This window comes from Azospirillum argentinense (assembly GCF_000632475.1).
GTDB classification, from domain to species: Bacteria; Pseudomonadota; Alphaproteobacteria; order Azospirillales; family Azospirillaceae; genus Azospirillum; species Azospirillum baldaniorum.
The window spans coordinates 495185-519322 of record NZ_CP007794.1 but is presented as its reverse complement, the minus strand read 5'-3'; the positions used below and the strand labels follow the sequence as shown (position 1 = coordinate 519322).

The window sequence follows — 24138 nt, the reverse complement described above, 5'->3', positions numbered from 1 at the left end:
GATGTGCGTTCCGTAAGATCAACATCACGGGGAGACCGATGGCGCAACCGCGGTCCGTCGCTCGGGATCATGCCGGGGCGCCACCTGACGGTGTCGCGCTCCGGCGCGCGCTGGCGGACATCGCGCATGCCCTGCACCGGGCCGAGGAAGGCATCGGTTCCGTCCTGTCCCTGACCGCTGCGGAGGGGACCGCCGACGGTCTGCTTGCCGCGCTCGTCGGCAGCCCCGTCGCCGCCAGTTTCAGCGTCCTGCGCTGGCCGCAGTCCCTGCTGCCGCCGCTGGGAGGACCCGACGATCTCGACGCGGTCGCCATCAGCCTTCTGCCCTTGGCCGATGCTCCTCCGGATGAAGCCCGTCGGGATATCGCCCTGGCCGCCGAACGCGGCGGCGGTGATCTGGCCGGAGAAGCGGTGCGCGGCCTGTTGGGTCTTCCCTCGCTCCACCCGCTCTGGCTGGGGCTGGACGGCACGCAACGGGCCGCGTTCCAAGTGGAAGGGCTGACCGCCGCCCTTCTGGACCTGTGCTTCGAGCGCCCCATCCTGAGCGTGGTGGAAAACGCCCAGTGGACGCGCGGGCTGACGGTGCCCCTGCTGGACGCGCTGAGCAACGCCGTCGACGATGCACGCCTGTGCCTGCTCGCCATCCGCTCCCCCGTGCCGCGCGGTCGGCCCGACGGTTGGGAGCCCCCCGGCACGGCACGGCGCATCACTCTGCCGGTGCCCACTGGGAGACCACCCGACGTCGCCGGCCCCAACGAGAACGAGGACGAGGATGATCCGAGGCCGCACGCCGCGCTGCTTGGGGATCTGCGCCACGACCGGCGGCCGGGACGGATCGAGTGGATGACCCATCACGCTCCGTTGGCGGGCGATTGGGCGCTGGCCTGCGCCAGCGCACGGCACGCCGGACGACGGGCGGAGACCGACTGCCGCCTGGCCGACGCCGCCCGTCATTACATGGATGCCCTGGCCGCGCTGGACCGGCTGCCCGAAACCCGGCGGCACGCGCAACGCCGGATCGATGTGTGGGCCGCCCTGGCCCGCACCCGACCATCACCGGACGGCGGCGCCATAACGGCGGCGGAGAAGGCCCTGGCGCTTGCCGAAGACCTTGGGGACCGGCCGCGCATCGCACGCGCCTTGTCGCTTCTGGCCACTCTGCGCTGGGCCGGCGGCGACCTGACGGCAGCCCGGCGGACGGGCCTGCGGGCGTTGAGGCTCTGGCGGGAAAGCCAAAGCCCCGGTCAACAGGTGCAGATGCTCATCAAACTGGGCCGAGGCTTGACCGAAGAAGGCCGTTTCCGCTACGCCGACAGCGTTCTGCGCGCCGCCGCCGCGTTGGCAACGCGCGGGGAAACGTGCCGTCTCCACGGCCCGACCGCGTTGGCGCCGGTCTGCATCGCCGCGCACCGGGCGCGTTGCCGGGCGGAGTTGGGTGATCCGGAGGAGGCGCTGCGGCTGGCCCGCGCGGCGCTCGCCCGGGCGGAGGATGACGGCCACGCCGCATCCCGCGCTCTGGCCTGTCTGCATCTCGGCTGGGCCGCGCTGACCGCGCAGCGCTACGCCATGGCGGTGGAGCCGTTGAAGCAGGCCGTCGCCATCACCGAAACGATCCGCCTGCATACCTGCCAACCCCTGGTCCTGGGTGCGCTGGGTTATGCGCTGGTTCGCACCGGAGCGCTCAATGATGGAGCGTCCTTGCTGCTGGGCAGCCGGGAACATGCTCGGATGCTCGGCATCCGGCGCCACGAGCCGCAAATCCTCATCTGGATCGCCAAAGCCGCTTTGCTGTCCGGTCAGCCGGAGGACGCCGTCCGCAATGCCCGCGACGCCGCCGAAAAAGCCGTGGCCGCCGGACAGCTGGGCGACGAAGCCTGGGCGCGACTCGCGCTGGCCCGCGGGTTGGCCGACCAGGGGAACATCACCGCGGCCCGGCAGCCCCTGGACACCGCCACCCGCATCGCCGCACACCGCTCGATGGCGCCGTTGCTTGGTCTATGCACTGATTTCCGCAGATCCGTGACGTCCGACTGAAGACCCGCGGCCAAGCGCCGGACAAACCGCACGAAGATCGAACTTAATTTGCCAAGCACCCGTATAAAAGGCGGTGCGTTCGCATACGAATCTCCATATCGTAGTCGCTTCCCTCCGCGGACGGCTTCGTCCGTTCCCCGCTTTCGAAACGGACGACCGCCGCATATGACTCTTGCCCAGTTCACCCGATTGCGCGGGCACAAGGGTTTGGGGTTCATGTTCGCTCTGGCGACCTTCGCCGTCGCCCTGGTGGCGCGCCTCGCCCTGGACGACCGGCTGCCGGCGGGGTTCCCCTTCCTGACCTTCTTCCCGGCGGTCATCGTCACCACCTTCCTCGCCGGGCTGTGGCCGGGCATCCTGACGGCGCTGCTGAGCGGGCTGGCCTCCTGGTATTTCTTCCTCGGCCCCAACCAATCGCTTGATCTGAACCCAGGCAGCGCCTTGGCGCTGGGTTTCTTCGGGTTGGTCGTGGCGGTCGACATCGCCGTGATCCACATCCTGAACGTGGCGTTGGAACGGCTGGCGGAGGAACGCAACCGCAGCGCCCGCCTGACGCAGCAGACCCAGGTGATGTTCAGCGAGCTTCAGCACCGCGTCTCCAACAACCTTCAGCTCGCCTCCTCGCTGATCGCGATCCAGAAGTCCAAGGTCAGGGATCCCGAAGCCCGCCGCGCGCTGGAGGAGGCCGCCGGACGGCTGTCCACGCTGGGCCGCCTGCACCGCCGGCTTCACGCCCCCCATGACGGGCCGATGGACATGGAGCCGTTCCTGCGCGAACTGTGCCAGGACATCCTCAAAACGTCCGGGGCGGAGCGGGTCGACTGCACGGTCAGCGCCGCCGAATCCGATCTGCCGCCGGACACCCTGATCCCGCTGGCCCTGATCCTCGCCGAGCTGGTCAGCAACGCGCTGGAGCACGGCTTCCCCAACGGCGAGGCCGGGCGGATCGGCGTCGACTTGCGGGCCGACGATGGGGCACTGGTCCTGACGGTGCATGACGACGGTGCGGGCCTTCCCGATGGCTTCACCCTGACGCGCCCCTCCAGCCTCGGCCTGAAGATCGTCAGCTCGCTGGCCGCCCAGATCGGCGGAACCTTCAGCATGACCGGATCGCGCGGACAGGGCACCACGGCCCGGCTGGTCCTGACCCAGACCATGGCTTCCTGACAGGCCTTTTCCCGATAGGCCTTTCCTGGCGGGCATCGGTGGACAGCGGCGCGCCGTTCCGGCAAAAGTCGCGCCATGCCCATCCTCCCCACCCCATCCGCATCGGCGCCCTCGGCGACCAAGACGGCACGGCGCGTCGGCGTCATCGACACGGCGCGTGGCGTGGCGCTGCTCGCCATGGCCCTCTATCACGGCTCCTGGGACCTGACCTATCTCGGCTTGGCCGATTTCGACCTGTTCGGCGATCCGCTCTGGCTGGCCGCGCGCACCGGCATCCTCGGCAGCTTCCTGATCCTGTCGGGTCTCAGCCTCGTCCTGGCGGCGGAAGGCGGCATCGACCGGCGCCGCTTCCTGCGGCGCTTCGCCCTGCTCGTTCTGGCGGCGGCCGGCGTGTCGGCGGTGTCGGTGGTCATGTTTCCGGACAGCCCGATCGTCTTCGGCGTGCTGCACCACATGGCGGTGGCGAGTCTTCTCGGCCTCGCGCTGCTGCGCCTCCCCTGGCCGGGGCTTCTGCTGCTCGGCGTGGCGGTGATCGCGCTGGGCGAGACCATCACCCTTCCGCTGTTCGATGAGCCCTGGCTGCGCTGGATCGGGCTGATGACCTTCGAGCCGGAATCGAACGACTACGTGCCGCTCTTTCCGTGGTTCGGCGGCTTCCTGTTCGGGATGGCGCTGGGTCGCCTGTGGCGTCCCGGCCCGGAGAAGACTCCGGGCGGAGCGGTCGGGCGCGGGTTCGCCTGGGCCGGCCGGCACAGTCTGGCGGTCTATCTGCTTCACCAGCCCGTTCTGTTCGGTACGCTGTCCTTGCTGGCGATGGGGATTGGCGCCGACCCGGCGGACGTCCGCAGTTTCCAGACCTCCTGCGTGGCGACCTGCACCAGCAGTGGCGGCGAGATGGCGCATTGCACCGCCACCTGCCGCTGCGTGGCCGACGATCTGAACCGGGCCGGCCTGTGGTCCGACTTCGTCCACGACCGGCTGAGCGCGGACGCTGCCCGCAAGGTCGACGGCGTCATTCAGAGTTGCGGCAGCCGCTGACCCGACAGCATCCGGCAGGGGAAAGCGCTACGCACGGCGCTTTCCCACCGTGTCGGCGACATAGGCGTCCCGATGACCCATCGGCTTCGGGCCGCGCCCATCCTCTTCCGTGGTGTCGCGGGCGGTCTGGTGCTCGATCTCCGCGTTCAGCTCCGCCCCCATCAGGATCACGTAGGAGGTCAGGTTGAACCACAGCAGCAGCACCACGCCCGCCCCGACCGACCCGTAGGTCTGGTTGTAGCTGCCGAAGTTCGAGACGTAGACCGAGAAGCCCACCGAGGCGATGATCCACAGCGCCGTGGCGATGGCCGATCCCCAGGTAACCCAGCGCCATTTCGGCTGCCGCCGATCCGGGCCGTAGCGGTAGAGCACGGCGAGCGCCAGCACGATCGCCACCGCCAGGATCGGCCAACGCGCGAGGCTGGCGGCCCAGCCGATCGGGGTGTCCCGCAGGCCGAGGAAATTGATGGCCGCCGGCACCGCCACGATCAGCGCCAGCGTCACGATCACGAAGATCAAACCGGCCAGCGTCAACACCAGCGACAGCCCGGCAAGCCGGATGAAGCTGCGCCGTTCCTCTTCGCCATACGCGATGTTCAGCGCGGTGATCAACGAGTTGGTGCCGCGCGACGCGCTCCACAGCGTCAGGACAAGGCCGAACAGAACGCCGAAGCCCAGCCCCTCCTGCGGCGCCGACGCCACGTTGCGCGCCTGATCGCGCAGCACGTTCAGCGCCTCCGGCGGCAGCAGACCGGCCAGTTGATTGACCTGCTGCTCCACCCCCGCCGGGTCGAAGACGAGGCCGTAGAGCGACACCAGCGCGGCGATGGCCGGGAAGATGGCGAACAGGGCGTAGTAGGCCACCCCCGCCGCCACGATGGAGATGTTGTCCTTTCCCTGCTCCTCCCAGGTGCGCCAGAGGATGTCCTTCCAGCCCGCCTTGGGAATGTCGGAAGGCCGGGCCGCCGACCGTCCACGTCCCCCTCCCATCTCGACGCGCGGATACTGGTTGCGGTGGTGACGGCTCAACCCCAGCATGCCCCCTCCCTCACGCGACCGCTTCGCGCAGAGCGCCGACACGGTGACGCACCGTCTCGATCTCATGGAAATGGGCGCCGACGATCACCGTCAGCTCTTCGGGCAGGTCATCGTGAAGGCTGTTGCGGAACAGCCCCAGCGTTCCCTCCACACCGCTTTCCAGCCCGCGGAGCAGCCCGCCGCGCGTCCGCGGACCGCCCAGTTCCATGTCCAGGTCGCGCCAGACCGCGTGGACCGGCGCCTGGAGATCGCGGCCGCCGCCGCGGCGCACCAGTTCCGCCTCCAAGGCGGCGGCGCTACGGTCGAACTGGGTGGCAACCTGGGCCAGCCGCCCCTTCAGGTCCGGATCGTCCAGAACCATGTCGGCTTGACGGAATCCGGTGGCCCCCTGACGGCAAGCGGCGACCAGAACGCTCAGCACATCCTGGATCGTCCCGTCGACGACCCGTCCCGCCGGCGCTCCGGAGGAGACGGGTTCGACCTCCGGCGTGCGCGACACAGTCCAGGCGAACCACAGGGCGCCCGCCGCCATCACGGCCAGCGGCCAGGGATTGGAGCGGATGGCGCGCGCCATGCGCGACGGGTTGCCCTCCACCACGTCCCGCACCACCTCGATGACACCGCCTGACATCTGGCCGGGCGACAGGCGGAATTCGATTTCGTCGAGAACCGCGTCCATGCGGCCACGGATGGCGTGGATGTCCTGCTCGATCTCGTCCGTCCCACGCCGGCCTTGCGGCGCTGCCGGGGCATCGGATGTGGGTGTTGTGTTTGCTGTGTTGCCCGCCGCGACGCCGCCCATGGTGTCGGCATACGGATCGGTGGCTCGGTTCATGCCGGCGACTCCCCCTCTTGACGCTGCCGCCAAGCAACACCGGAAATTGGCCGAAGGTTCCGGCTTTCTGCCGGGGTGACACGAGGGATCGGCTATTTGAACAGGCCGCGACCGGGAGCAGTACCCCGTCCTTTGCAAAGCGCCACGGGCCGGTTTGCCGAGGGAGTTCGAACGGATGCCCTGTTAAACCGTTAAGTTATTGAGGGGAATGGTGATCCGGGTGGGACTCGAACCCACGGCCACATGATTAAAAGTCACGTGCTCTACCGACTGAGCTACCGGATCACAAAAAGCATGCGGCCTGTTGCCGATGCGGGGCGCAACATAGGGGGCGGTGACGCCCCGGTCAACAGCGGGGTTGGACGGAGCGCACAAAAATTTCGCTCTCCGCCGCAGCCCCGGCGCCGTCACTGTTTGCCCGTCACTGTTTGAGGGTCTGGATCTGCTTGCTGGCGTCGCCGTTGCCGGCTTCCAGGGCGAAACGTTCGGCCAGATGGTCGGCCACACGGCCGCTGACGAAGCCGCGGATGTCACCGCCCAGACGCCCGATCTCCTTGACGAAGCGGGAGGAAATGAATTGGCTCTTCTCCGAGGCCATCAGGAACATGGTCTCGATCTTCGGGTTCAGGCGGGCGTTCATGCCCGCCATCTGGAACTCGTATTCGAAGTCCGAAACCGCCCGCAGGCCGCGGATGATCACGGTGGCGTTCACCTCCACCGCGAAATGCATCAGCAGCGTGTCGAAGGCCCGCACCTCGATGCTGGCCCCGGCGTTGTTCAGGGCGGTCACGTCCTCCCGGACCATCGCCACTCGCTCGTCCGTCGAGAAAAGCGGGCCTTTGCCGGCGTTGCGGGCCACGCCGACGATCAGATGATCGACGAGACGCGAGGCCCGCTGGATGATGTCCATGTGCCCGTTGGTGATCGGGTCGAAGGTGCCGGGATAGACACCGATGCGGCGCTTGGCCATGGGAGTACCTTCCGCCTCTTTTTATTCGATCGTATCACCGGGGGTATCGCCAGGAGCGGCCTCGTTCCCAGCAGCATCGTCCACGGAGGCCGTCCCGCCGCCGTTCGGATCATCGACGTTCGGATCGCCACCGTTTCCGTTGGTCCCGTTCCCGTTGGTGTCCTCATCCTCCGCGATGGAGGCGACGGACACCACGCGCTCGTCCGCACCGACGCGGAACAGCGTGACGCCCAGCGTCTTGCGACCCGCGATTCGCACGTCGTGGATCGGCATGCGGATGACCTGACCGCCGTTGGTCACCATCATTACCTGATGCGAGTCTTCCACCGGGAAGGCCGCGACGATGGAGCCGTTGCGCTCGCCCATCTCCATGTTCCAGATGCCCTGGCCGCCGCGGCCGGTCACCCGGTACTCGTAGGAGGAGGTCCGCTTGCCGTAGCCGCGCTCGGTCACGGTCAGCACATACTGCTCCAGGCCCTTCAGCTCCTCGTAACGCTCCGTGCTGAGCGTCACGGACTCGGTCGACACCTCGTCCGCCTCCGGCGCCGCCTCACCCTCCATGTCGACGCCTTCCTCGCGCTTGCGCTTCAGGAAGGCGGCGCGCTCCTCGGGCGAGGACTCGACGTGGTGGAGCGTGGTCATTGAGATGACCTCGTCGCCATCGGCCAGACGGATGCCGCGCACGCCGGTCGAGGTGCGGCCGGCGAAGACGCGCACGTCGGCGACCTCGAAGCGGATGCACTTGCCGCCGCCGGTGGCCAGGAGCACGTCGTCGGCCTCGGAGCAGGTGCGGACGGCGATCAGGCGCTCGCCCTCCTCCTCCAGCTTCATGGCGATCAGGCCGTTGGAGCGGATGTTGGCGAAATCCGACAGGCGGTTGCGCCGCACATTGCCCTTCGACGTGGCGAAGACGACGTGCAGGTCCGCCCACACGGCCTCGTCCTCGGGCAGCGGCAGGACGGTGGTGATGGTCTCGCCGTCGATCAGCGGCAGCAGGTTCACGAAAGCCTTGCCGCGCGCCTGCGGGTTGCCCAGTGGCAGACGGTAGACCTTCAGCTTGTAGACCATGCCGCGTGAAGAGAAGAGCAGGAGCGGCGTGTGGGTGTTGGCGACGAACAGGTCGCTGACCGCGTCCTCCGCCTTCATCGACATGCCCGACCGCCCCTTGCCGCCGCGCTTCTGCGCGCGGTAGGTGGACAGCGGAACGCGCTTCACGTAGCCGGACTGGCTGACCGTGACGACCATGTCCTCGCGCTGGATCAGATCCTCGATGTCGGCCTCGAACTCCAGCTCCTGGATCTCGGTGCGGCGCGGGGTGCCGAACCGCTCCTTCATCTCCACCAGCTCGTCGCGGAGGATGCCCAGCAGCTTCGCGCGGTTGGCCAGGGTCTCCAGGTAATCGGCAATCTGGTCGGTGACGTCCTTCAGCTCGGCGCCGATCCGGTCGCGCTCCAGCCCGGTCAGGCGGTGCAGACGCAGATCCAGGATGGCGCGGGCCTGCTCCTCCGACAGCCGGTAGGTCCCGTTCTCGGACACGCCACGGCCCGGCTCGTCGATCAGCGCGATCAGCGGTGCGACGTCCATCGCCGGCCACTCGCGCTCCATCATCTGCTCGCGCGCCCAGACGGGGTCCGGGGCGCTGCGAATCAGCGCGATCATGGCGTCCAGATTGGCGACGGCGACGGCCAGACCGACCAAGGTGTGGGCGCGCTCGCGCGCCTTGCCCAGCAGGAACTCGGTGCGCCGGGTGATGACCTGCTCGCGGAACCGGACGAAAGCGGCGATGATCTGCCGCAAGTTCATCAGTTCCGGCCGGCCGCCGTTCAGCGCCAGCATGTTGACGCCGAAGGAGGTCTGGAGCTGGGTGTGGCGGAACAGCTGGGCCAGCACCACGTCGGGCACGGCATCGCGCTTCAGCTCGATCACCACGCGGACACCGTCGCGGTCCGACTCGTCGCGCAGGTCGGCGATGCCCTCGATCGTCTTGTCGTTGACGACCTCGCCGATGCGCTCCATCAGCTTGGACTTGTTGACCTGGTACGGGATCTCCGTCGCCACGATGGCGAAGCGGTCCTTGCGGATCTCTTCGATCTCGGTCTTGGCGCGGATGATGACGGAGCCGCGCCCGGTCATCAGAGCCGAGCGGACGCCCGACCGGCCGAGGATCATACCGCCCGTCGGGAAGTCCGGGCCCGGCACGAACTCCATCAACTCTTCGTCGGTGACATCGTTGTTGTCGATGTAGGCGCAGCAGGCGTCCACCACCTCACTCAGATTGTGGGTGGGGATGTTGGTCGCCATGCCGACGGCGATGCCGCCGGCGCCGTTGACCAGCAGGTTCGGGAAGCGCGCCGGGACGACCGTGGGCTCCTTGCCCGAATCGTCGTAGTTGGCCTGGAAATCGACGGTGTCCTTGTCGATGTCGTCGAGCAGCGCCTCCGCCGCCTTGGCCAGCCGCGCCTCGGTGTAGCGCATGGCCGCCGCCGGGTCGCCGTCCATCGAGCCGAAGTTGCCCTGCCCGTCGATCAGCGGCAGGCGCATGGAGAAGTCCTGCGCCATGCGGACCATGGCGTCGTAGATCGCGCTGTCGCCGTGCGGGTGGTATTTACCCATCACGTCGCCGACGATGCGCGCCGACTTCTTGTAGGGCTTGGTCGAATCGTACCCGCCCTCCTTCATCGCGTAGAGGATGCGGCGGTGCACCGGCTTCAGCCCGTCGCGGACGTCGGGCAGAGCGCGGCTCACGATCACGCTCATCGCGTAATCGAGATAGGACCGGCGCATCTCGTCTTCGATGGTGACCGGCGCGATGTCGGAGGCGGGAGGAAGGGGCGTCGTGCTCAAGGAGACAAACTCATTCTACGGGCTGCGGCGATGCTCGGTGTTCAACGCTTGCTGTTCAACGCTCAAGGTCAACACTTAAGGTTCAACGGGGCACGTCCGCACGGCCCTTCGGGCCGCTGCATGTAATATAAGAATTCCTATCAGCTTTCGCATGTGCACACAACGCTCCGGCAGTCCCACGATTTCTGGCCTTTGCAGGTCAATGGCCTCCGGCCTTTGCAGGACGAGGGCGGCTCAACAGCGCGAAGCGCAGCGAAAGGATGGTCACGGATACCACACTGGCGATCAAAATTCCCTCAAAAAGACCACGCGCGCCGCGCTCCAACCCGAAGGCGAGCAAGGCCGACACCGGAATCATCACCACCGCGTAGGAGATGAAGTGCAGCGCGGTGGGAACCCAGGCGTCGCCGCGCCCGCGCAACGCGTTCGCCATGACCACCTGCCCGCCGTCCGCCACCAGGACCCAGGCGGTGAAGGCGATCAGCGGCGCCACCGCGGCGATCAGCTGGGTGTCGGCGCTGTAGATCGCCGCCAGCGGCTCCGGCATCCAGCGGTAGAGCACCCCGACTCCGGCCAGGATCAGGCTGGTCACGGCCAGCCCCGTCCAGCCGGCCAGCGCCATGTCCAGCGGGTCGCGCCGGCCATAGGCCACCCCCACCCGCACCGCCGTGGCCGAGGCCAGCCCGACCGCCGCCATGAAGGGCAGCGCCGTCAGGTTCAGCCCGACCGTGTAGGCGCCCAGCGCCAGCGGCGAGATCATCCCGGCGAACAGGCCCAGCGTGGCGAAGGCGCCGCTTTCCACGCCCAGGCTGACCCCGGCGGCGTAGCCGAGATGGCGCTGCTTGCGGCTGCCGCTCCACCAGTCGCGGACCGGGTCGCGCACCGCCCAGCGGGCGTGGTCGCTCATATGCCAAGCGTAGAAGACGAGGCCGAGCCCCATTCCCCAGCGCACCGCCGTGGTCGCCCAGGCCGAGCCGACCGCCCCCAGCGCCGGGAACCCGCCATGCCCCCAGACCAGCATCCAGGCGAGCAACGCGTTCAGGAGATTGCCGAGGATCATCGCCACCATGCCCGGAATGGGTCTCTTCAGTCCCTCCAGGAAGAAACCGGTAGCGACGTACAGCATCATGCCCGGCATGCCGTAGCCGAGCACCGCCATCACCTGCCCGCCGCCCGCCGCCAGATCCGCGGACTGGCCGGTCAGGCGGAAGAAGGACTCTCCGGCCAGCGAGGCCAGGGCGAAGAGGATGCCAAGCAGCAGCGCGTAGGGAATCGCCCGGCGCCAGACGCGCCCGCACTCGGCGTCCTGCCCGGCGCCAAGGGCATGGGCGGTCACCGCCACCACGCCCATCATCAGCCCCACGCCGGTGGTGACCAGCAGATTGGCCGGCAGGTGGGCCAGCCCGTAATAGGCCAGCTCCTGCGCGCTGTAGCGGCCGACGATGGCCGTGTCCACCGCCATCATGACGACCAGCCCGGCGCGCGAGACGATGACCGGGGCGGCCAGCCGCAGCAGTTCGCCGGCGTGGGTGCGCAGACGGTCGGCCAGGAGAGGAGCGGGAATCGCGTGGTCGGGCATGATCAAGGCTGTCGGTCGCTTGTGTACGGTTGTCACCGCCGGTGGCGGAACCGGCCATCTTGACCGTGCGGCGTACCACGTCAAGTGGCGGCTTATTGTCCTTCCGCCCTGTTGCAAATCCGCCGAATGGGCCGGAACCAACGCCCGCGGCGGCGCGTTGACGAAGCAACAGCATCCACTGAGGAGTTCGGGATCATGAGCCGCTCCATGCCGTTCCCCGTCCGCCAGATTGCCCTCGCCAGCTTCGTCCTGACCTTCGCCGCGCTGCTCGTCGGCTGCAACACGATCGAAGGGGCCGGGCAGGACGTCCAGGCCGGCGGCCGGGCCGTCGAACGCGCCGCCGAGTGACGCGTCCCACCACGCTTTTCAACCACAAGAGAGACGCCCGTATGAGCGATCCCATGACGCCGGAGCGCCCCACCCCAGGACGCCCTACCGAGGTGCCGCCGCCGAGCAACCCGAATACCCCGCAGCCGGACCGTCCGACCACGCCGGACCCCTACCCGGTGCCTGAGAATCCCGACACCCCTCCGGAGATGCCGCCGCCGGCGGATCAGCCGGTTCCCGGCATGCCGACGCCGACCCAGGCGTAAGGCGCCGGGCGCGGCGCAATCCGCGCGAACGTCGTTTCAAGAAAGGCCGATGCTGTGAAGCGTCGGCCTTTTTCCTTGTCCGTACTCCAGCCGCCGAAAGTCGAATATTCGAATCTGGAAACAACACCGAAACACATGGGCAACAAGACCAAAGGGACGGTGGCAAAAGTTGGCACCGGGGCGTTAAGTGTTTTTTTACCTTTCTCTCTTCCCAACTTAATGTTAACGATTTGTTAATCATTAAGGAGAGGCAACCATGGCCAGGTTTTCGGGAACCAACGCCGCCGAACGCTATCTCGGCACCGACTCCGCCGACACGGTCTATGGCAATGGAGGGAATGACTCGCTCTCAGGGGGGCTCGGCAACGATTTTCTGGATGGTGGGCTTGGGAACGACTGGCTGGGCGATCCCTACGCCGGCGATCCGGGCAACGACCGCATGTACGGGCGCCAGGGCGACGACCAGCTGTTCGGCGGGGCCGGCAATGACTGGCTGGACGGCGGTTCGGGCAACGACACGGTGAAGGGCGGGCGCGGCGACGACACTTTGGTCGGCGGAACCGGCGACGATTGGCTGATCGACACGCTGCGCGACGACGGGTCCGACATCTTCCTGCCCGGTGCCGGCAACGACCATATGGTCAGCTACCGCGACGGCGCGACGGACATCTTCCGCTTCGACGTGGCGCCGGGCGGCTTCGGCACCGACGACATCAGCTATTTCGAAGCGGGAATCGACCGCATCGAGTTCCGCGGCTTCTCCGCCGCCGACCTGACCGTCTCCACCACCGCCACCAGCACGGCCTTCGGGTTCCGGGACGGTTCGTCACTGACCGTGGATACCGTCGGGCTGCTGTCCGGTCGCGACTATGTCTTCACCTGACCGGTAAGCTCACCTGAAGGAAGTACCGCGGGCATGGGGGCCCGATGGCGCAAGGGGCGTGGCCGCGGCTGGCCGCGCCCTTTTCCGCTCCGGTCCGCTGCCCCTCCGCTCCGCTGCCGCGTTATAGCCTTGCCCACGCGACGGAGGAGCCACGCATGAACCATCGACGCCTCACCCCCCGCCCCGCCACCCGGCTGCTCGCCGTCTGCGCCCTGGCGGCGCTCGGCGCCTGTGCGGAGACCGGCGCTGCGCAACGGCCCATGGCGCAGATGTCGCCCCTGGAACTGGTCGGACTGACGGTGCAGTCCATTCCCGAGAACCGCATCCTGGGTTCGGTCGAGGACGTCGTCCTAACTCCGGCCCGCGAACCGGTCCAACTCGTGGTGGCGAGCGGCGCGCCGGTCCATCCGGTGAAACGCCACGTGACGCTGGATTCCGGGCAGCTGCGCTATTCGGAAGAGCGGCAGGCGCTCGTCCTCACCGGCATGAGCGCGGACCAGTTCGATGCCCTGTTCGCCACGCCCGCTGCGATGGCTCCGGCCCTCGCTCCCCTGCCCGGCGATCCGGCGGATGCCACCAACTGGAACCGCGCCACGGCCCCGCGCTGATCCCTCCTTCGGCCAGACCATGCGAAGCACCCCATGACGGGGCCGCAAGGTCTGGCCGATGGGCATGCTTTGATCTTTTAAATGTTATGATATAACGTTACATACGCCCGGAGCTGTTTGGCGACATGCGGCAACGGGGGGATGATGATCGAGGATGTGGATGCGCCGGGCGTTCCGGCGGGCTTCGAAGCGGCGCTGGACCTGGTGCGTTCGCTGTGGGCCGAAGGACGGCGCGAGGGCGTGCCGGACCGGTTGGTCGCCTGGGCAATGATGGTCGAATCGGTGGACCGGCTCGCCGCCCTGCATGGCCCAAGCGCGACGGCGGCTCTGCTCGACCGCTTGGGCCGGGCCGTTCTGGACACCCCTACGGGCGCCAGTCCGGGATCGCTTCAATGAGCGGGGTGACCAACAACCGCTTCTACGGGGCGCGCTCCTGGCGGGAGGCGAAGCCGGTGGTCCTGCATCCACGCTTCTTCGACGGCTTCCGGGACGTCCTCGACGGGCGCCCGTTCGATTACCGCGGGTTGGACGGCTGGCCGCTGCTCGACCAGCACCGCTACGAGAATGGCCGGGAACTGACGGCGGAATGCCGCGCCGCCGGGATCGCCGTGCGTTGGGGCGACCGCACGCGCATCCCGCGCGGGCTGAAACAACTGGTTGCAGGGCGCGCCCGGCATCGTGGAGAGCCCCGAAGGTCCCTCAGAAGCGCAGGCCGGCCGCGGGATTGTCGATCTGGTTGAGCGGGCAACGGCAGGTCGGGCAGGACATCTGGGAAAGCAGCGTGTTGCGCTGCTCCTCCGTCAGCGAGACGCCGGCCGCCTGAACCGCCTCGTCGATCATCCGGCGATGATAGGCGGTGGCGCCGCAGCCCTCGTCCAACACGCCCTTCAGATCGTCGTTCGGAATCACGCGGAACGCCGCGGCAGGACCCGACAGGGTCGCGGCGCCACCACCGACCGCGACAGCGGCAAGGGCACGCAGGATGTGACGGCGCTGGGGGGCCATGGCTGCTCCTGGATCACGACGGACGCTCGCCGTGGAATCTCGGTTGGCGGGCATCCCCCGTCAAGCCCGGCCTGCGCAGGTTACGCGACGACAAGCCTGCGGCCGATGGCGGACGGGAGGGGGAAAGCCCCCTCCCTCACGATCATCCGGGTGGTCAGAACGGGATTTCGTCGTCCAGATCGTCGTGCTTGGGCGGAGCACCACCGCCGCTGCGGCCGCCACCGCCACCACCGTAGCCGCCACCGCCGCTGCTGCCGCCGCCGCCGTAGCCACCGCCACCACCGCCGCCACGCGACTCGTAGCCGCCACCACCACCACCGCCGTAACCGCCACCACCGCCGCCTTCGCCTTCACGGCCGCCGGTGAAGTCGATCTCGGCGACACGCACGGACAGGCCGGCGCCGCGGGTGCCGTCGCGCTTCTCGAACTCGCGAAGCGTCACCTCGCCGGAGATGACCACGGCCTTGCCCTTGGTCAGGTGCTGCGCCAGAGCCTCCGCACGGCGGCCCCAGATGGAGCAATCCACCCACTGGGTGGTCTTGCGGTCGCCGAAGCCGACGTCGTTGGCGACGCGGAAGCCCAGAACCTTTTCGCCGCTCTGCGTGGAGCGAAGCTCGCCATCCGCTCCGAGGCGCCCCGTAAACGTCCATACATTCATCGCACGTGTCTCCTAGCGCGGGTTCCCGGTATCCCATCCGACCCGTTCGGGCGCCCGGCGGAAGGGCGTCCGGATACCGGGGGTGTCTGTTCGCAGGGCCGGTTTGATCCGTGGTCCGGTCCATGCCCGCCCCGCCTTGCGCTTCACAAAGCACGGGGAACAGGCACGGGTCAACCGCCGCCGCCGGAGCGCCTTGCCCCTTCCATCCGGATCAACCCGCCCAGCCCGCACGGAAGAGAACACTCCATGAACAAACATAGCAGAGAGAGTCCGTGCCGCCAACATATTCCTTGGTGGTTCCCCATCGTCGGCTCCCTGGCATTCCCGCACCGCGACCCTGGGTCCCGCAAGGCCGGAAAGGGACGCGCACCGGTGGCAAGTCGCCTGCGCGTGGCACATATCTGTCCGGGCTTTTGAACCGTCTCAGGCGTCTTCCCTTCCCCACCGGTTTCGGCTAAGAACACTCCATGAACAAGCACATCAGTGTCCGCGGCGCGCGGGAGCACAACCTCAAGAACGTCGATGTCGATCTGCCTCGGGACGAGCTGATCGTCATCACCGGCTTGTCGGGATCGGGCAAGTCATCGCTGGCGTTCGACACGATCTACGCGGAGGGCCAGCGGCGCTACGTCGAGAGCCTGTCGGCCTACGCGCGCCAGTTCCTGGAACTGATGCAGAAGCCGGACGTCGACTCGATCGAGGGGCTGTCGCCGGCCATCTCCATTGAGCAGAAGACGACGTCGAAGAACCCGCGCTCCACCGTCGGCACGGTGACGGAGATCTACGACTACATGCGCCTGTTGTGGGCGCGGGTCGGCATTCCCTACTCCCCGGCCACCGGCCTGCCCATCGAGAGCCAGACGGTCAGCCAGATGGTCGACCGCATCCTGGCGATGCCGGAGGGCACGCGCCTGCTGCTGCTGGCGCCGCTCATCCGCGGCCGCAAGGGCGAGTACAAAAAGGAGATCCAGGACCTCCGCAAGCGCGGCTTCCAGCGCGTGCGCGTCGACGGCACGATGCACGAGATCGACGAGGTCCCGGCGCTCAACAAGAAGCTGAAGCACGACATCGACGTGGTGGTGGACCGCATCGTCGTGCGCGAGGGGCTGGGCAACCGGCTCGCCGATTCGCTGGAGACGGCGCTCGGCCTTGCCGACGGGATCGTCTTCGTCGAGGACGCCGAGTCGCACGAGCAGACCGTCTTCTCGCAGAAATTCGCCTGCCCGGTGTCCGGATTCACCATCCCGGAGATCGAGCCGCGGCTGTTCTCCTTCAACAACCCGTTCGGCGCCTGCCCGGCCTGCGACGGGCTGGGCAGCAAGATCTACTTCGACCCCATGCTGGTCGTTCCGGACGAGCGGCTGTCGCTGAAGAAGGGCGCCATCGCCCCCTGGGCCGGCTCCTCCTCCCAGTATTATGTGCAGACGCTGGAGAGCATCGCCCAGCATTTCGGCGTCGCCATGGACACGCCGTGGGAAAAGCTGCCGGAGAAGGTCCGCCAGACCATCCTCTACGGCTCCGACGGCGCGCCGATCACGATGACCTACGACGACGGGCTGCGCAGCTACCAGACGCACAAGGCCTTCGAGGGCATCATCAACAACCTGGAGCGCCGCTACCGCGAGACGGAAAGCGCCTACATGCGGGAGGAGCTGTCCAAGTACCAGTCCTCCCAGCCTTGCGAGACCTGCAAGGGCGCCCGCCTGAAGCCGGAGGCGCTGGCGGTCAAGGTGCACGGCCAGCACATCTCCCAGGCCGCGGAAATGTCCATCGCCGACGCGGCGACGTGGTTCAGCACGCTGAACGACCATCTGCGCCCGAAGGACAAGGAGATCGCCTACCGAATCCTCAAGGAGATCAACGAGCGGCTGGGCTTCCTCAATGCCGTGGGATTGGAATACCTGACGCTCAGCCGCGGCTCCGGGTCGCTGTCCGGCGGCGAGAGCCAGCGCATCCGCCTCGCCTCGCAGATCGGGTCCGGCCTGACCGGCGTGCTCTACGTGCTGGACGAGCCGTCGATCGGCCTGCACCAGCGCGACAACGACCGGCTGCTGGCGACGCTGAAGCGGCTGCGCGACCTCGGCAACACCGTGATCGTGGTCGAGCATGACGAGGACGCCATCCGCACCGCCGACTATCTGGTGGATATGGGCCCCGGCGCCGGCCAGCACGGCGGCACCGTGATCGCCCAGGGCACCCCGGCGGAGGTCCAGGCCAACCCCGACAGTGTCACCGCCCAGTTCCTCAACGGCACCCGCTTCGTGCCGGTGCCGGACCAGCGGCGCCCCGGCCACAAGGGCCAGTTCCTGGAGGTGAAGGGCGCACGCGCCAACAACCTTCAGAACGTCTCGGCGCGCATCCCGATGGGCACCTTCACCTGCGTGACCGGCGTGTCGGGCGGCGGCAAGTCCACCCTGATCATCGAAACGCTCTACAAGGCGGTGGCGCGCAAGCTGATGGGCGCCCGCGAGCATCCGGCGGAGCATGACGAGTTGCTGGGGCTGGAGAATCTCGACAAGGTCATCGACATCGACCAGTCGCCGATCGGCCGCACCCCGCGCTCCAACCCGGCCACCTACACCGGCGCCTTCACCCCGATCCGCGACTGGTTCGCCGGCCTGCCGGAGGCCAAGGCCCGCGGCTACGGCCCCGGCCGCTTCTCCTTCAACGTGAAGGGCGGGCGCTGCGAGGCGTGCCAGGGCGACGGCGTCATCAAGATCGAGATGCACTTCCTGCCCGATGTCTACGTCACCTGCGACGTCTGCCACGGCAAACGCTATAACCGCGAGACGCTGGAAGTCACCTACCGCGACAAGACCATCGCCGACGTGCTCGACATGACGGTCGAGGAGGGCAAGGAGTTCTTCAAAGCGGTGCCCGGCATCCGCGACAAGCTGGAAACTCTGGAGCGGGTCGGCCTCGGCTACATCCACATCGGCCAGCCCGCCACGACGCTGTCGGGCGGCGAGGCGCAGCGGGTGAAGCTGTCCAAGGAATTGAGCCGCCGCGCCACCGGCCGCACCCTCTACATCCTCGACGAGCCGACCACCGGCCTGCATTTCGCCGACGTCGAGAAGCTGATGGAGGTGCTCCACGCGCTGGTCGAACAGGGCAACACGGTGCTGGTGATCGAGCACAATCTGGAGGTCATCAAGACCGCCGACTGGATCATCGACCTTGGCCCTGAAGGCGGCACCGGCGGCGGCGAGATCGTTGCGGAGGGCACCCCGGAAGACGTGGTGAAGGTCAAGCGGAGTTACACCGGCCAGTATCTGGCCCCCTACCTGAAGGCGAAGCCGAAAAGCCGGAAGAGGGCATGAAGATGGGCCGGGGTTACCCCCGGCCTTTTTCTTAGGGCCGATTTTTGCCCTGGAAACAAAGCGGCAGCGGGGGTGTTTCCTCTTCATCGTTCGCCAAACAGGATGGAGACGGAGCATGTCCAGGACCATGATGTCCGGTGTGGCGCTGGCCTTCGGCGCGGCCCTGCTGGTCAGCGCCTGCGGGACCGACGAGTCCACCAGCACCACGACCACCACCACGACCACCTCGCCCAACTACGGCAACTCCAGCCTGACCACCCCGCCGACCGGCGGCTCGACCACCACCGAGCGTACGACGACGACCAAGAGCGAATAAAGGCTTTTCGTTTCGCTCCCAAATGAAACGGCCGGCTCCGCACAGGCGGGACCGGCCGTTGTCTTGCCGGTCCCTCCACTGTTCGTCCTACCAACGTACAAGTTTCAATCCCTCCCCGCTCGGCTAGGATTTCGAGGCGCGCCCAATGAAGCGCGCCGGAACAGCCGAACAACGGAGGGAACCCCATGCGTACCCTGTTCGCGGTCGCGGCCACCCTGGCCGCTCTGGCCAGCCCGGCCCTGGCCGTCGAGGTCACGGAATCGACGACCCTGCCCTACCCGGTCGAAAAGGTCTGGCAGCAGATCGGCCCCTTCTGCAACCTCGGCACTTGGCACCCGGCGGTGGAAAGCTGCACCCTGCGCCGGAAGGACGGCGCGCAGGAGCGCGTGCTGGCCCTCAAGGGCGGCGGCGCGATCGAGGAGCGGCTGCTCTCCTCCTCCGCCAGCAGCCACCGCATCCGCTATTCGATCCTGACCAGCCCGCTGCCGGTCAAGGACTACGCGGCCTCCCTGTCGGCCGAACCGGCGGGCAAGGGCACGCGCGTCGTGTGGAAGGCACGCTACACCTCCAACGGCGCCAGCGACGAGGAATCGCGCAAGGTGATCTCCGGCATCTTCACCTCTGGCTTCGACGGGCTGAAGCAGAAGCTCGCCGCCCAGTAAGTCACCGCTGGTCGCGATTCCGCGCCGTGGTTTGGGTTGGCCTTGCCGTAGCGACAATGACGGTCTACTTGTTCGGCAACTTTGTGAAAGTTGCTGATATGGTCGACACGTCCCTTTCCCCCGTTCACGTCATTGGCGGCGGCCTTGCCGGGTCCGAAGCCGCTTGGCAGCTCGCACAACGCGGCGTTCCCGTCGTGCTGCACGAGATGCGGCCCGTCCGCCCGACCGAGGCGCACAGCACCGACCAGCTCGCCGAACTGGTCTGCTCCAACTCCTTCCGGTCGGACGACGCGGAGTACAACGCGGTCGGGCTGCTGCACGAGGAGATGCGGCGCTGCGGTTCGCTGATCCTGCGCTGCGCCGACGCGCACAAGGTGCCGGCGGGCGGCGCGCTGGCCATGGACCGCGACGGCTTCGCGGGCGCCGTGACCGAGGCGATCACCGGACACCCGCTCATCACCGTGGAACGCGGCGAGGTCGCCGGCCTGCCACCGGAGGCGTGGGACAGCGTCGTCATCGCCACCGGCCCCCTCACCTCCCCGCCGCTGGCCGAGGCGATCCGCAGCTTCACCGGCGAGGAATCGCTGGCCTTCTTCGATGCCATCGCTCCCATCGTCTATCTGGAGAGCGTGGACCTGTCCAAGGCCTGGTTCCAGTCGCGCTACGACAAGCCCGGCCCCGGCGGCACCGGCAAGGACTATATCAACTGCGCCTTTGAGAAGGACGAGTACCGCGCCTTCATCGACGCGCTGCTGAATGCCGATAAGGTGGACTTCAAGGAGTGGGAGAAAAGCACGCCTTACTTCGAAGGCTGTCTGCCCATCGAGGTGATGGCGGAGCGCGGCGTCGACACGCTGCGCTACGGCCCGATGAAGCCGGTCGGCCTGACCAACCCGCACAAGCCGGAACGCCGCCCCTACGCGGTGGTCCAGCTTCGTCAGGACAACGCGCTCGGCACGCTCTACAACCTCGTCGGCTTCCAGACCAAGCTGCGCCACGCCGAGCAGGCGCGGATCTTCCGCATGATCCCCGGCCTGGAAAAGGCGGAGTTCGCCCGGCTCGGCGGCCTGCACCGCAACACCTTCCTGAACAGCCCGCGCCTGCTTGACGGCGCGCTGCGGCTGAAGGCCCAGCCGCGCATCCGCTTCGCCGGGCAGGTGACGGGCTGCGAGGGCTATGTGGAAAGCGCCGCCGTCGGCCTGCTGGCCGGGCGCTTCGCCGCCGCCGAGCGGCTGGGCGGCGAGCCGGCCGCCCCGCCGGTCACCACGGCGCTGGGGGCGATCCTCGGCCACATCACCGGTGGCGCCAACGCCGACACCTACCAGCCGATGAACGTCAATTTCGGCCTGTTCCCGCCGGTGGACGAGCGCATCCGCGGGCGCGACCGCAAGCTGGCCTACACCCGCCGCGCGCTTGAGGACTTGGAGGGGTGGCTAAAGGCCGCACCCGCTGTCGCCGTCTGAGGCCCAGCAATTTCGGGAAATTTATCACGGAACGATAATAAAGATCATAAGTAACGCTTAACCAATGCCGTGGGACACTTTCTTTCGAATGAGCGAGAAAGACTTCCAGTGGGATGGTTATGATTAAAACAAAATCGTTGGTTGCCAAACAGGTGATCGTCATCGTGACGGTGACGATCTTTTCCCTGGCGGTCGGAATTGCGGCCCTGACAACCAAGAGCGGGTCGGACATCGAAACCCTGGCCTTCCAGAGCGGGGAACAGCTTGGCCACCGTTACGGCGAGATGGTCCACGCCCGGCTGGGCAACGCGATGGAGGCCGGCCGCTTCATCGCGACCTCGCTGGTCGGCCTGAAGGCCGCGGGCCGCACCGACCGGGAGCAGCTCTCCATCTGGCTCAAGAGCATCGCCGAGGCCAACCCGGATTTCCTCGGCGTGTGGGTGGGGATGGAGCCGAACGCCCTGGACGGCCGTGACGCAGAGTTCGCCAACAAGCCGGGCTCCGACGCGTCCGGCCGGTTCCTTCCCTACTGGAACCGCGGGTCGGGAACGGTCGCGCTGGAGTCCCTCGTCGGCTATGACGATCCGGGCTCCGACGGCGCCTATTATCAGATCCCGAAGCGCACCGGGCACGCCATGGTGGTGGAGCCCTACAGCTACACCGTCGCCGGCCGGAAGGTGCTGATGGTGTCCATGTCCGTCCCGATCGTCGAAAACGGCCGGGTCATCGGAGTGGCCGGCATCGATCTGTCCACCGACGGCATCTGGTCCATGCTGAAGACGGTGAAGCCCTTCGACAGCGGGTCCATCCACCTGATTTCCAACGACGGCGTCTGGGCCGGTCATCCCGATACCGAGCGGATGGGGCAACCGATCGGCAAGTCGGACCCGACGCTCGACGCCGCCAAGCTGGCCATCCGCGCGGGCCGGAGTTTCGAGCAGATGTCGGTCGCCGATGGACAGCCCGTGAAACAGCTGTTCCTGCCGGTGACGGTCGCGGGAACGGAAACACCCTGGTCCCTGCTGGTCAACCTGCCGCTCGACAAGATCAACGCTCCGGTCCGGGAGCTTCGCAACGCCACCATCATCGGCGGGCTGGTCCTGCTGGCCGCCCTGGTCGCCGCGCTTCTGTTCGCCAGCCGCAGCATCGTCGGCCTGCCGCTGCGCCGCACCATCGCAACGCTGGACGCCGTGGTCGCCGGGGAGCGTGGGGTGGTCATCACCGACACCGGCCGCACCGACGAAATCGGCGCCATCAACAAGGCCCTGAAGCTCTTCCAGGACAACGCCACCCGCATGGCGGAGCTGGAGGAGGAACGCCACCGCGAGGAGCAGCGCGCCGCCGAACGCCGCAAACGCGACCTCGCCGACGTCGCCAGCCGGTTCGAGGCGTCGGTGGGTGGGGTCGTGCGCAACGTGTCGGAACAGGCGGGCGAGATGCGCAGCACCGCGCAGAGCCTGTCGGCCATCGCCGCCCAGACCGACCGTCAGGCCGCCGCCGTGTCCACCGCCGCCGAGGAGGCCAGCCAGAACGTCCAGACGGTGGCCGCCGCCACGGAGGAGCTGAGCTGCTCCATCCGCGAGATCAACGAGCGGATCGGCCGCTCCTCCCAGATGGCCACGGAGGCGGTCGCCGAGGTGGAGCGCACCAACAGCACGCTGGAAGGGCTGGCCACAGCCGCGCAGAAGATCGGCGACGTGGTGAATCTGATCCAGGGCATTGCCGGGCAGACCAACCTTCTGGCGCTCAACGCCACCATCGAGGCCGCCCGCGCCGGCGAGGCCGGCAAGGGCTTCGCCGTCGTCGCCAGCGAGGTGAAGAATCTCGCCAACCAGACCGCCAAGGCGACGGAGGACATCTCCCGGCAGATCGCCGAGATGCAGACCGTCAGCGGCACCGTGGTCGGCGTCATCGGGACGGTGGGGCGGAGCATCATCGCCATCAACGAAACGATCACCGCCATCGCCGCCGCCGCGGAGCAGCAGGGCGCCGCCACCCAGGAGATCAGCCGCAACGTCCAGCAGGCGTCGATGGGAACCGCCGCCGTGTCGGTGAACATCGGCGGCGTGACCCAGGCGGCGGGCTCCACCGGCTCGATGGCCGATCAGGCGCTCAACGCGGCCGGCGACCTGTCGCGTGAGGCCGACCAGCTCCGCCAGGAGGTGGAGCGGTTCGTGGCGATGATCCGCGCCGCCTGACCGACAGGGGTCAGAATCGCCCGCGCAGCGCCGCCCAGGCCAGCTTGGCGTGGCGCAGCGGGTGGGGCATCAGCACGCGCGCGGCGAAGGGGTCGTTGCCCTCCCGCGCCAGCGCGTCCAGATGCAGCCCGGCCAGCACCGCCGGCAGCAGGGCCGACAGAGCGGCGCGCGGCACGGAGCGGCGCAGCGCGCGGGCCTTCGCCAGATGGTCGCGGGCGGCCTCCGCCACCTCGCGCGCCACGGGGCGCAGCTCGGGGGTGGAGCGCAGCTCGAACAGGTCGCCCGGCTGGGCGCCGTGCGCCGCCATGCGGTCGGCGGGGAGAAGCTGGCGGTGCTGGCGGGCGTGGAAGGGCACCGCCCGGACGATGCCGGCCAGCGCGTAGCCGATCCCGGCCTGACGCCCGGCCTCCATCGCCTCGGGCCCCTTCGCGCCGAGGATCTCCAGCGCGAGCTGGACGAGCGGTGCGCCGGTGACCTCCGCGTAGTTGACGAGGCAGGACAGGTTGGCCGGCGGGGTGTCGTCCAGATCGGCCTCCCTCGCGTCGATCAGCCGGTCGAACAGGGCGCGGCTCAACCCGCCCTCCCGCACGGCAGCGGCCAGCGGTTCCATCACCGCGTGCTTGGGCACGGCGGCGCCCTCGTAGATCTTGTCCAGCCCGTCGCGCCAGAATTGCAGCCGCATCTGGCCCAGCACAGGCTCGGTCACCACCTCGCGGGTCTTGGCGATCTCCAGGTTGAAGGCGTAGAGGGCGAACAGCGATTCGCGGCGCTCCGCCGGGGCGAAAAGGCACGTCAGGAAACGGTCGTTGTCATATTTCCTCACCTCCCGTCCGCAATAGGACAGGTCGGGGGTCGCCTTCGCCATGTGATGCCTGTTCTGGAAAAATGGGGGTGGCACAGTTTGGAAGCGGGGCAAAGCCCGCTTGCG

General features: G+C 67.9%; 22 protein-coding genes and 1 tRNA gene. 14 read left to right on the top strand and 9 right to left on the bottom strand.

Annotated features, from left to right (window positions below; all coding sequences use genetic code 11):
* Positions 1–38 precede the first annotated feature (38 nt).
* The 3 genes from ABAZ39_RS16530 to ABAZ39_RS16520 all read left to right on the top strand — a co-directional run bounded on the left by ABAZ39_RS16530 (position 39) and on the right by ABAZ39_RS16520 (position 4238).
* Entirely contained in the window at positions 39–2033 is a 1995-nt protein-coding gene (locus ABAZ39_RS16530; protein ID WP_040134039.1) for an ATP-binding protein, read from the top strand.
* A 216-nt stretch (positions 2034–2249) separates the two neighbouring features.
* Positions 2250–3200: a sensor histidine kinase gene (locus tag ABAZ39_RS16525; RefSeq protein ID WP_051658190.1), complete on the top strand. Its 951-nt coding sequence runs from the start codon at positions 2250–2252 to the stop codon at positions 3198–3200.
* A gap of 75 nt (positions 3201–3275) precedes the next feature.
* A complete protein-coding gene (locus ABAZ39_RS16520; RefSeq protein WP_040134038.1) occupies positions 3276–4238 on the top strand; it encodes an acetyltransferase domain-containing protein in 963 nt (320 codons plus the stop codon).
* Between the two features lie 27 nt (positions 4239–4265).
* On the opposite strand, the gene ABAZ39_RS16515 is transcribed toward ABAZ39_RS16520, so the two are convergent.
* The 6 genes from ABAZ39_RS16515 to ABAZ39_RS16490 form a co-directional block, all read right to left on the bottom strand.
* Positions 4266–5276 (bottom strand): YihY/virulence factor BrkB family protein, encoded by a 1011-nt coding sequence (locus ABAZ39_RS16515; RefSeq protein ID WP_051658189.1) that lies wholly within the window; start codon positions 5274–5276, stop codon positions 4266–4268.
* Positions 5277–5286: 10 nt separating this feature from the next.
* Positions 5287–6111, bottom strand: a complete 825-nt coding sequence (locus tag ABAZ39_RS16510; protein ID WP_081863107.1) for a DUF3618 domain-containing protein — start codon at positions 6109–6111, stop codon at positions 5287–5289.
* 209 nt (positions 6112–6320) lie between these two features.
* Positions 6321–6396: transfer RNA gene (locus ABAZ39_RS16505), tRNA-Lys, on the bottom strand.
* A gap of 136 nt (positions 6397–6532) precedes the next feature.
* Positions 6533–7081, bottom strand: a complete 549-nt coding sequence (gene coaD, locus ABAZ39_RS16500) for a pantetheine-phosphate adenylyltransferase (RefSeq protein WP_014197255.1) — start codon at positions 7079–7081, stop codon at positions 6533–6535.
* 21 nt (positions 7082–7102) lie between these two features.
* Positions 7103–9925 carry a DNA gyrase subunit A gene (gene gyrA / locus ABAZ39_RS16495; protein ID WP_040134037.1) on the bottom strand — a complete coding sequence of 941 codons (2823 nt, stop codon included), beginning with the start codon at positions 9923–9925 and terminating at the stop codon, positions 7103–7105.
* Between the two features lie 199 nt (positions 9926–10124).
* A complete protein-coding gene (locus ABAZ39_RS16490) occupies positions 10125–11504 on the bottom strand; it encodes an MATE family efflux transporter (RefSeq protein WP_040135359.1) in 1380 nt (459 codons plus the stop codon).
* Between the two features lie 195 nt (positions 11505–11699).
* Between ABAZ39_RS16490 and ABAZ39_RS16485 the strand changes: the two genes are divergently transcribed.
* The 6 genes from ABAZ39_RS16485 to ABAZ39_RS34320 all read left to right on the top strand — a co-directional run bounded on the left by ABAZ39_RS16485 (position 11700) and on the right by ABAZ39_RS34320 (position 14328).
* Complete coding sequence (locus ABAZ39_RS16485; protein WP_014197259.1) at positions 11700–11852, top strand: entericidin A/B family lipoprotein; 153 nt, start codon at positions 11700–11702, stop codon at positions 11850–11852.
* A gap of 41 nt (positions 11853–11893) precedes the next feature.
* The gene (locus ABAZ39_RS34325; protein WP_081863106.1) at positions 11894–12097 is read left to right on the top strand and encodes a hypothetical protein; all 204 of its coding nucleotides are present in this window, start codon (positions 11894–11896) and stop codon (positions 12095–12097) included.
* A gap of 256 nt (positions 12098–12353) precedes the next feature.
* Complete coding sequence (locus ABAZ39_RS37545) at positions 12354–12980, top strand: calcium-binding protein (RefSeq protein WP_040134036.1); 627 nt, start codon at positions 12354–12356, stop codon at positions 12978–12980.
* 155 nt (positions 12981–13135) lie between these two features.
* On the top strand, positions 13136–13588 hold the full coding sequence (locus tag ABAZ39_RS16475; protein WP_051658188.1) for a hypothetical protein: 453 nt from the start codon (positions 13136–13138) through the stop codon (positions 13586–13588).
* Positions 13589–13729: 141 nt separating this feature from the next.
* On the top strand, positions 13730–13984 hold the full coding sequence (locus ABAZ39_RS16470; protein WP_040134035.1) for a hypothetical protein: 255 nt from the start codon (positions 13730–13732) through the stop codon (positions 13982–13984).
* Entirely contained in the window at positions 13981–14328 is a 348-nt protein-coding gene (locus ABAZ39_RS34320; RefSeq protein WP_081863105.1) for a hypothetical protein, read from the top strand. Before ABAZ39_RS16470 ends, ABAZ39_RS34320 begins: the two co-directional genes overlap by 4 nt.
* On the opposite strand, the gene ABAZ39_RS16465 is transcribed toward ABAZ39_RS34320, so the two are convergent.
* Positions 14288–14593 carry a hypothetical protein gene (locus ABAZ39_RS16465; protein ID WP_040134034.1) on the bottom strand — a complete coding sequence of 102 codons (306 nt, stop codon included), beginning with the start codon at positions 14591–14593 and terminating at the stop codon, positions 14288–14290. The two genes, ABAZ39_RS34320 and ABAZ39_RS16465, sit on opposite strands and share 41 nt — an antisense overlap.
* Positions 14594–14747: 154 nt before the next feature.
* Positions 14748–15251, bottom strand: coding sequence for a single-stranded DNA-binding protein (locus ABAZ39_RS16460; protein WP_040134033.1), 504 nt, complete (start codon positions 15249–15251; stop codon positions 14748–14750).
* A 467-nt stretch (positions 15252–15718) separates the two neighbouring features.
* Here ABAZ39_RS16460 and uvrA point away from each other — a divergent pair, with 467 nt between their 5' ends.
* From uvrA to ABAZ39_RS16435, 5 genes are all read left to right on the top strand, one after another.
* Positions 15719–18571: an excinuclease ABC subunit UvrA gene (gene uvrA, locus ABAZ39_RS16455; protein WP_040134032.1), complete on the top strand. Its 2853-nt coding sequence runs from the start codon at positions 15719–15721 to the stop codon at positions 18569–18571.
* A gap of 115 nt (positions 18572–18686) precedes the next feature.
* The gene (locus ABAZ39_RS36185; RefSeq protein WP_014197270.1) at positions 18687–18887 is read left to right on the top strand and encodes a hypothetical protein; all 201 of its coding nucleotides are present in this window, start codon (positions 18687–18689) and stop codon (positions 18885–18887) included.
* Between the two features lie 185 nt (positions 18888–19072).
* Positions 19073–19549 (top strand): SRPBCC family protein, encoded by a 477-nt coding sequence (locus tag ABAZ39_RS16445; RefSeq protein ID WP_040134031.1) that lies wholly within the window; start codon positions 19073–19075, stop codon positions 19547–19549.
* 98 nt (positions 19550–19647) lie between these two features.
* Complete coding sequence (trmFO, locus tag ABAZ39_RS16440; RefSeq protein ID WP_040134030.1) at positions 19648–21012, top strand: methylenetetrahydrofolate--tRNA-(uracil(54)-C(5))-methyltransferase (FADH(2)-oxidizing) TrmFO; 1365 nt, start codon at positions 19648–19650, stop codon at positions 21010–21012.
* 137 nt (positions 21013–21149) lie between these two features.
* Positions 21150–23210, top strand: a complete 2061-nt coding sequence (locus tag ABAZ39_RS16435; RefSeq protein ID WP_247881704.1) for a methyl-accepting chemotaxis protein — start codon at positions 21150–21152, stop codon at positions 23208–23210.
* A gap of 10 nt (positions 23211–23220) precedes the next feature.
* Here ABAZ39_RS16435 and ABAZ39_RS16430 read toward each other — a convergent pair whose 3' ends face one another.
* Positions 23221–24075: a phytoene/squalene synthase family protein gene (locus ABAZ39_RS16430; protein WP_040134028.1), complete on the bottom strand. Its 855-nt coding sequence runs from the start codon at positions 24073–24075 to the stop codon at positions 23221–23223.
* Positions 24076–24138 lie beyond the last annotated feature (63 nt).

Bases quoted from the DNA above. Each gene is read 5' to 3' on its own strand.
- ABAZ39_RS37545 (WP_040134036.1), top strand. From the start codon at position 12,354: ATGGCCAGGTTTTCGGGAACCAACGCCGCCGAACGCTATCTCGGCACC.
- ABAZ39_RS36185 (WP_014197270.1), top strand. From the start codon at position 18,687: ATGTCCAGGACCATGATGTCCGGTGTGGCGCTGGCCTTCGGCGCGGCC.
- uvrA (WP_040134032.1), top strand. From the start codon at position 15,719: ATGAACAAGCACATCAGTGTCCGCGGCGCGCGGGAGCACAACCTCAAG.
- ABAZ39_RS16525 (WP_051658190.1), top strand. From the start codon at position 2,250: ATGTTCGCTCTGGCGACCTTCGCCGTCGCCCTGGTGGCGCGCCTCGCC.
- ABAZ39_RS16530 (WP_040134039.1), top strand. From the start codon at position 39: ATGGCGCAACCGCGGTCCGTCGCTCGGGATCATGCCGGGGCGCCACCT.
- coaD (WP_014197255.1), bottom strand. From the start codon at position 7,081: ATGGCCAAGCGCCGCATCGGTGTCTATCCCGGCACCTTCGACCCGATC.
- ABAZ39_RS16490 (WP_040135359.1), bottom strand. From the start codon at position 11,504: ATGCCCGACCACGCGATTCCCGCTCCTCTCCTGGCCGACCGTCTGCGC.
- ABAZ39_RS16470 (WP_040134035.1), top strand. From the start codon at position 13,730: ATGATGATCGAGGATGTGGATGCGCCGGGCGTTCCGGCGGGCTTCGAA.
- ABAZ39_RS34320 (WP_081863105.1), top strand. From the start codon at position 13,981: ATGAGCGGGGTGACCAACAACCGCTTCTACGGGGCGCGCTCCTGGCGG.
- ABAZ39_RS16430 (WP_040134028.1), bottom strand. From the start codon at position 24,075: ATGGCGAAGGCGACCCCCGACCTGTCCTATTGCGGACGGGAGGTGAGG.
- trmFO (WP_040134030.1), top strand. From the start codon at position 19,648: ATGGTCGACACGTCCCTTTCCCCCGTTCACGTCATTGGCGGCGGCCTT.
- ABAZ39_RS16510 (WP_081863107.1), bottom strand. From the start codon at position 6,111: ATGAACCGAGCCACCGATCCGTATGCCGACACCATGGGCGGCGTCGCG.
- ABAZ39_RS16465 (WP_040134034.1), bottom strand. From the start codon at position 14,593: ATGGCCCCCCAGCGCCGTCACATCCTGCGTGCCCTTGCCGCTGTCGCG.
- ABAZ39_RS16520 (WP_040134038.1), top strand. From the start codon at position 3,276: ATGCCCATCCTCCCCACCCCATCCGCATCGGCGCCCTCGGCGACCAAG.
- ABAZ39_RS16445 (WP_040134031.1), top strand. From the start codon at position 19,073: ATGCGTACCCTGTTCGCGGTCGCGGCCACCCTGGCCGCTCTGGCCAGC.
- ABAZ39_RS16475 (WP_051658188.1), top strand. From the start codon at position 13,136: ATGAACCATCGACGCCTCACCCCCCGCCCCGCCACCCGGCTGCTCGCC.
- ABAZ39_RS16485 (WP_014197259.1), top strand. From the start codon at position 11,700: ATGAGCCGCTCCATGCCGTTCCCCGTCCGCCAGATTGCCCTCGCCAGC.
- ABAZ39_RS16460 (WP_040134033.1), bottom strand. From the start codon at position 15,251: ATGAATGTATGGACGTTTACGGGGCGCCTCGGAGCGGATGGCGAGCTT.
- ABAZ39_RS16515 (WP_051658189.1), bottom strand. From the start codon at position 5,276: ATGCTGGGGTTGAGCCGTCACCACCGCAACCAGTATCCGCGCGTCGAG.
- ABAZ39_RS34325 (WP_081863106.1), top strand. From the start codon at position 11,894: ATGAGCGATCCCATGACGCCGGAGCGCCCCACCCCAGGACGCCCTACC.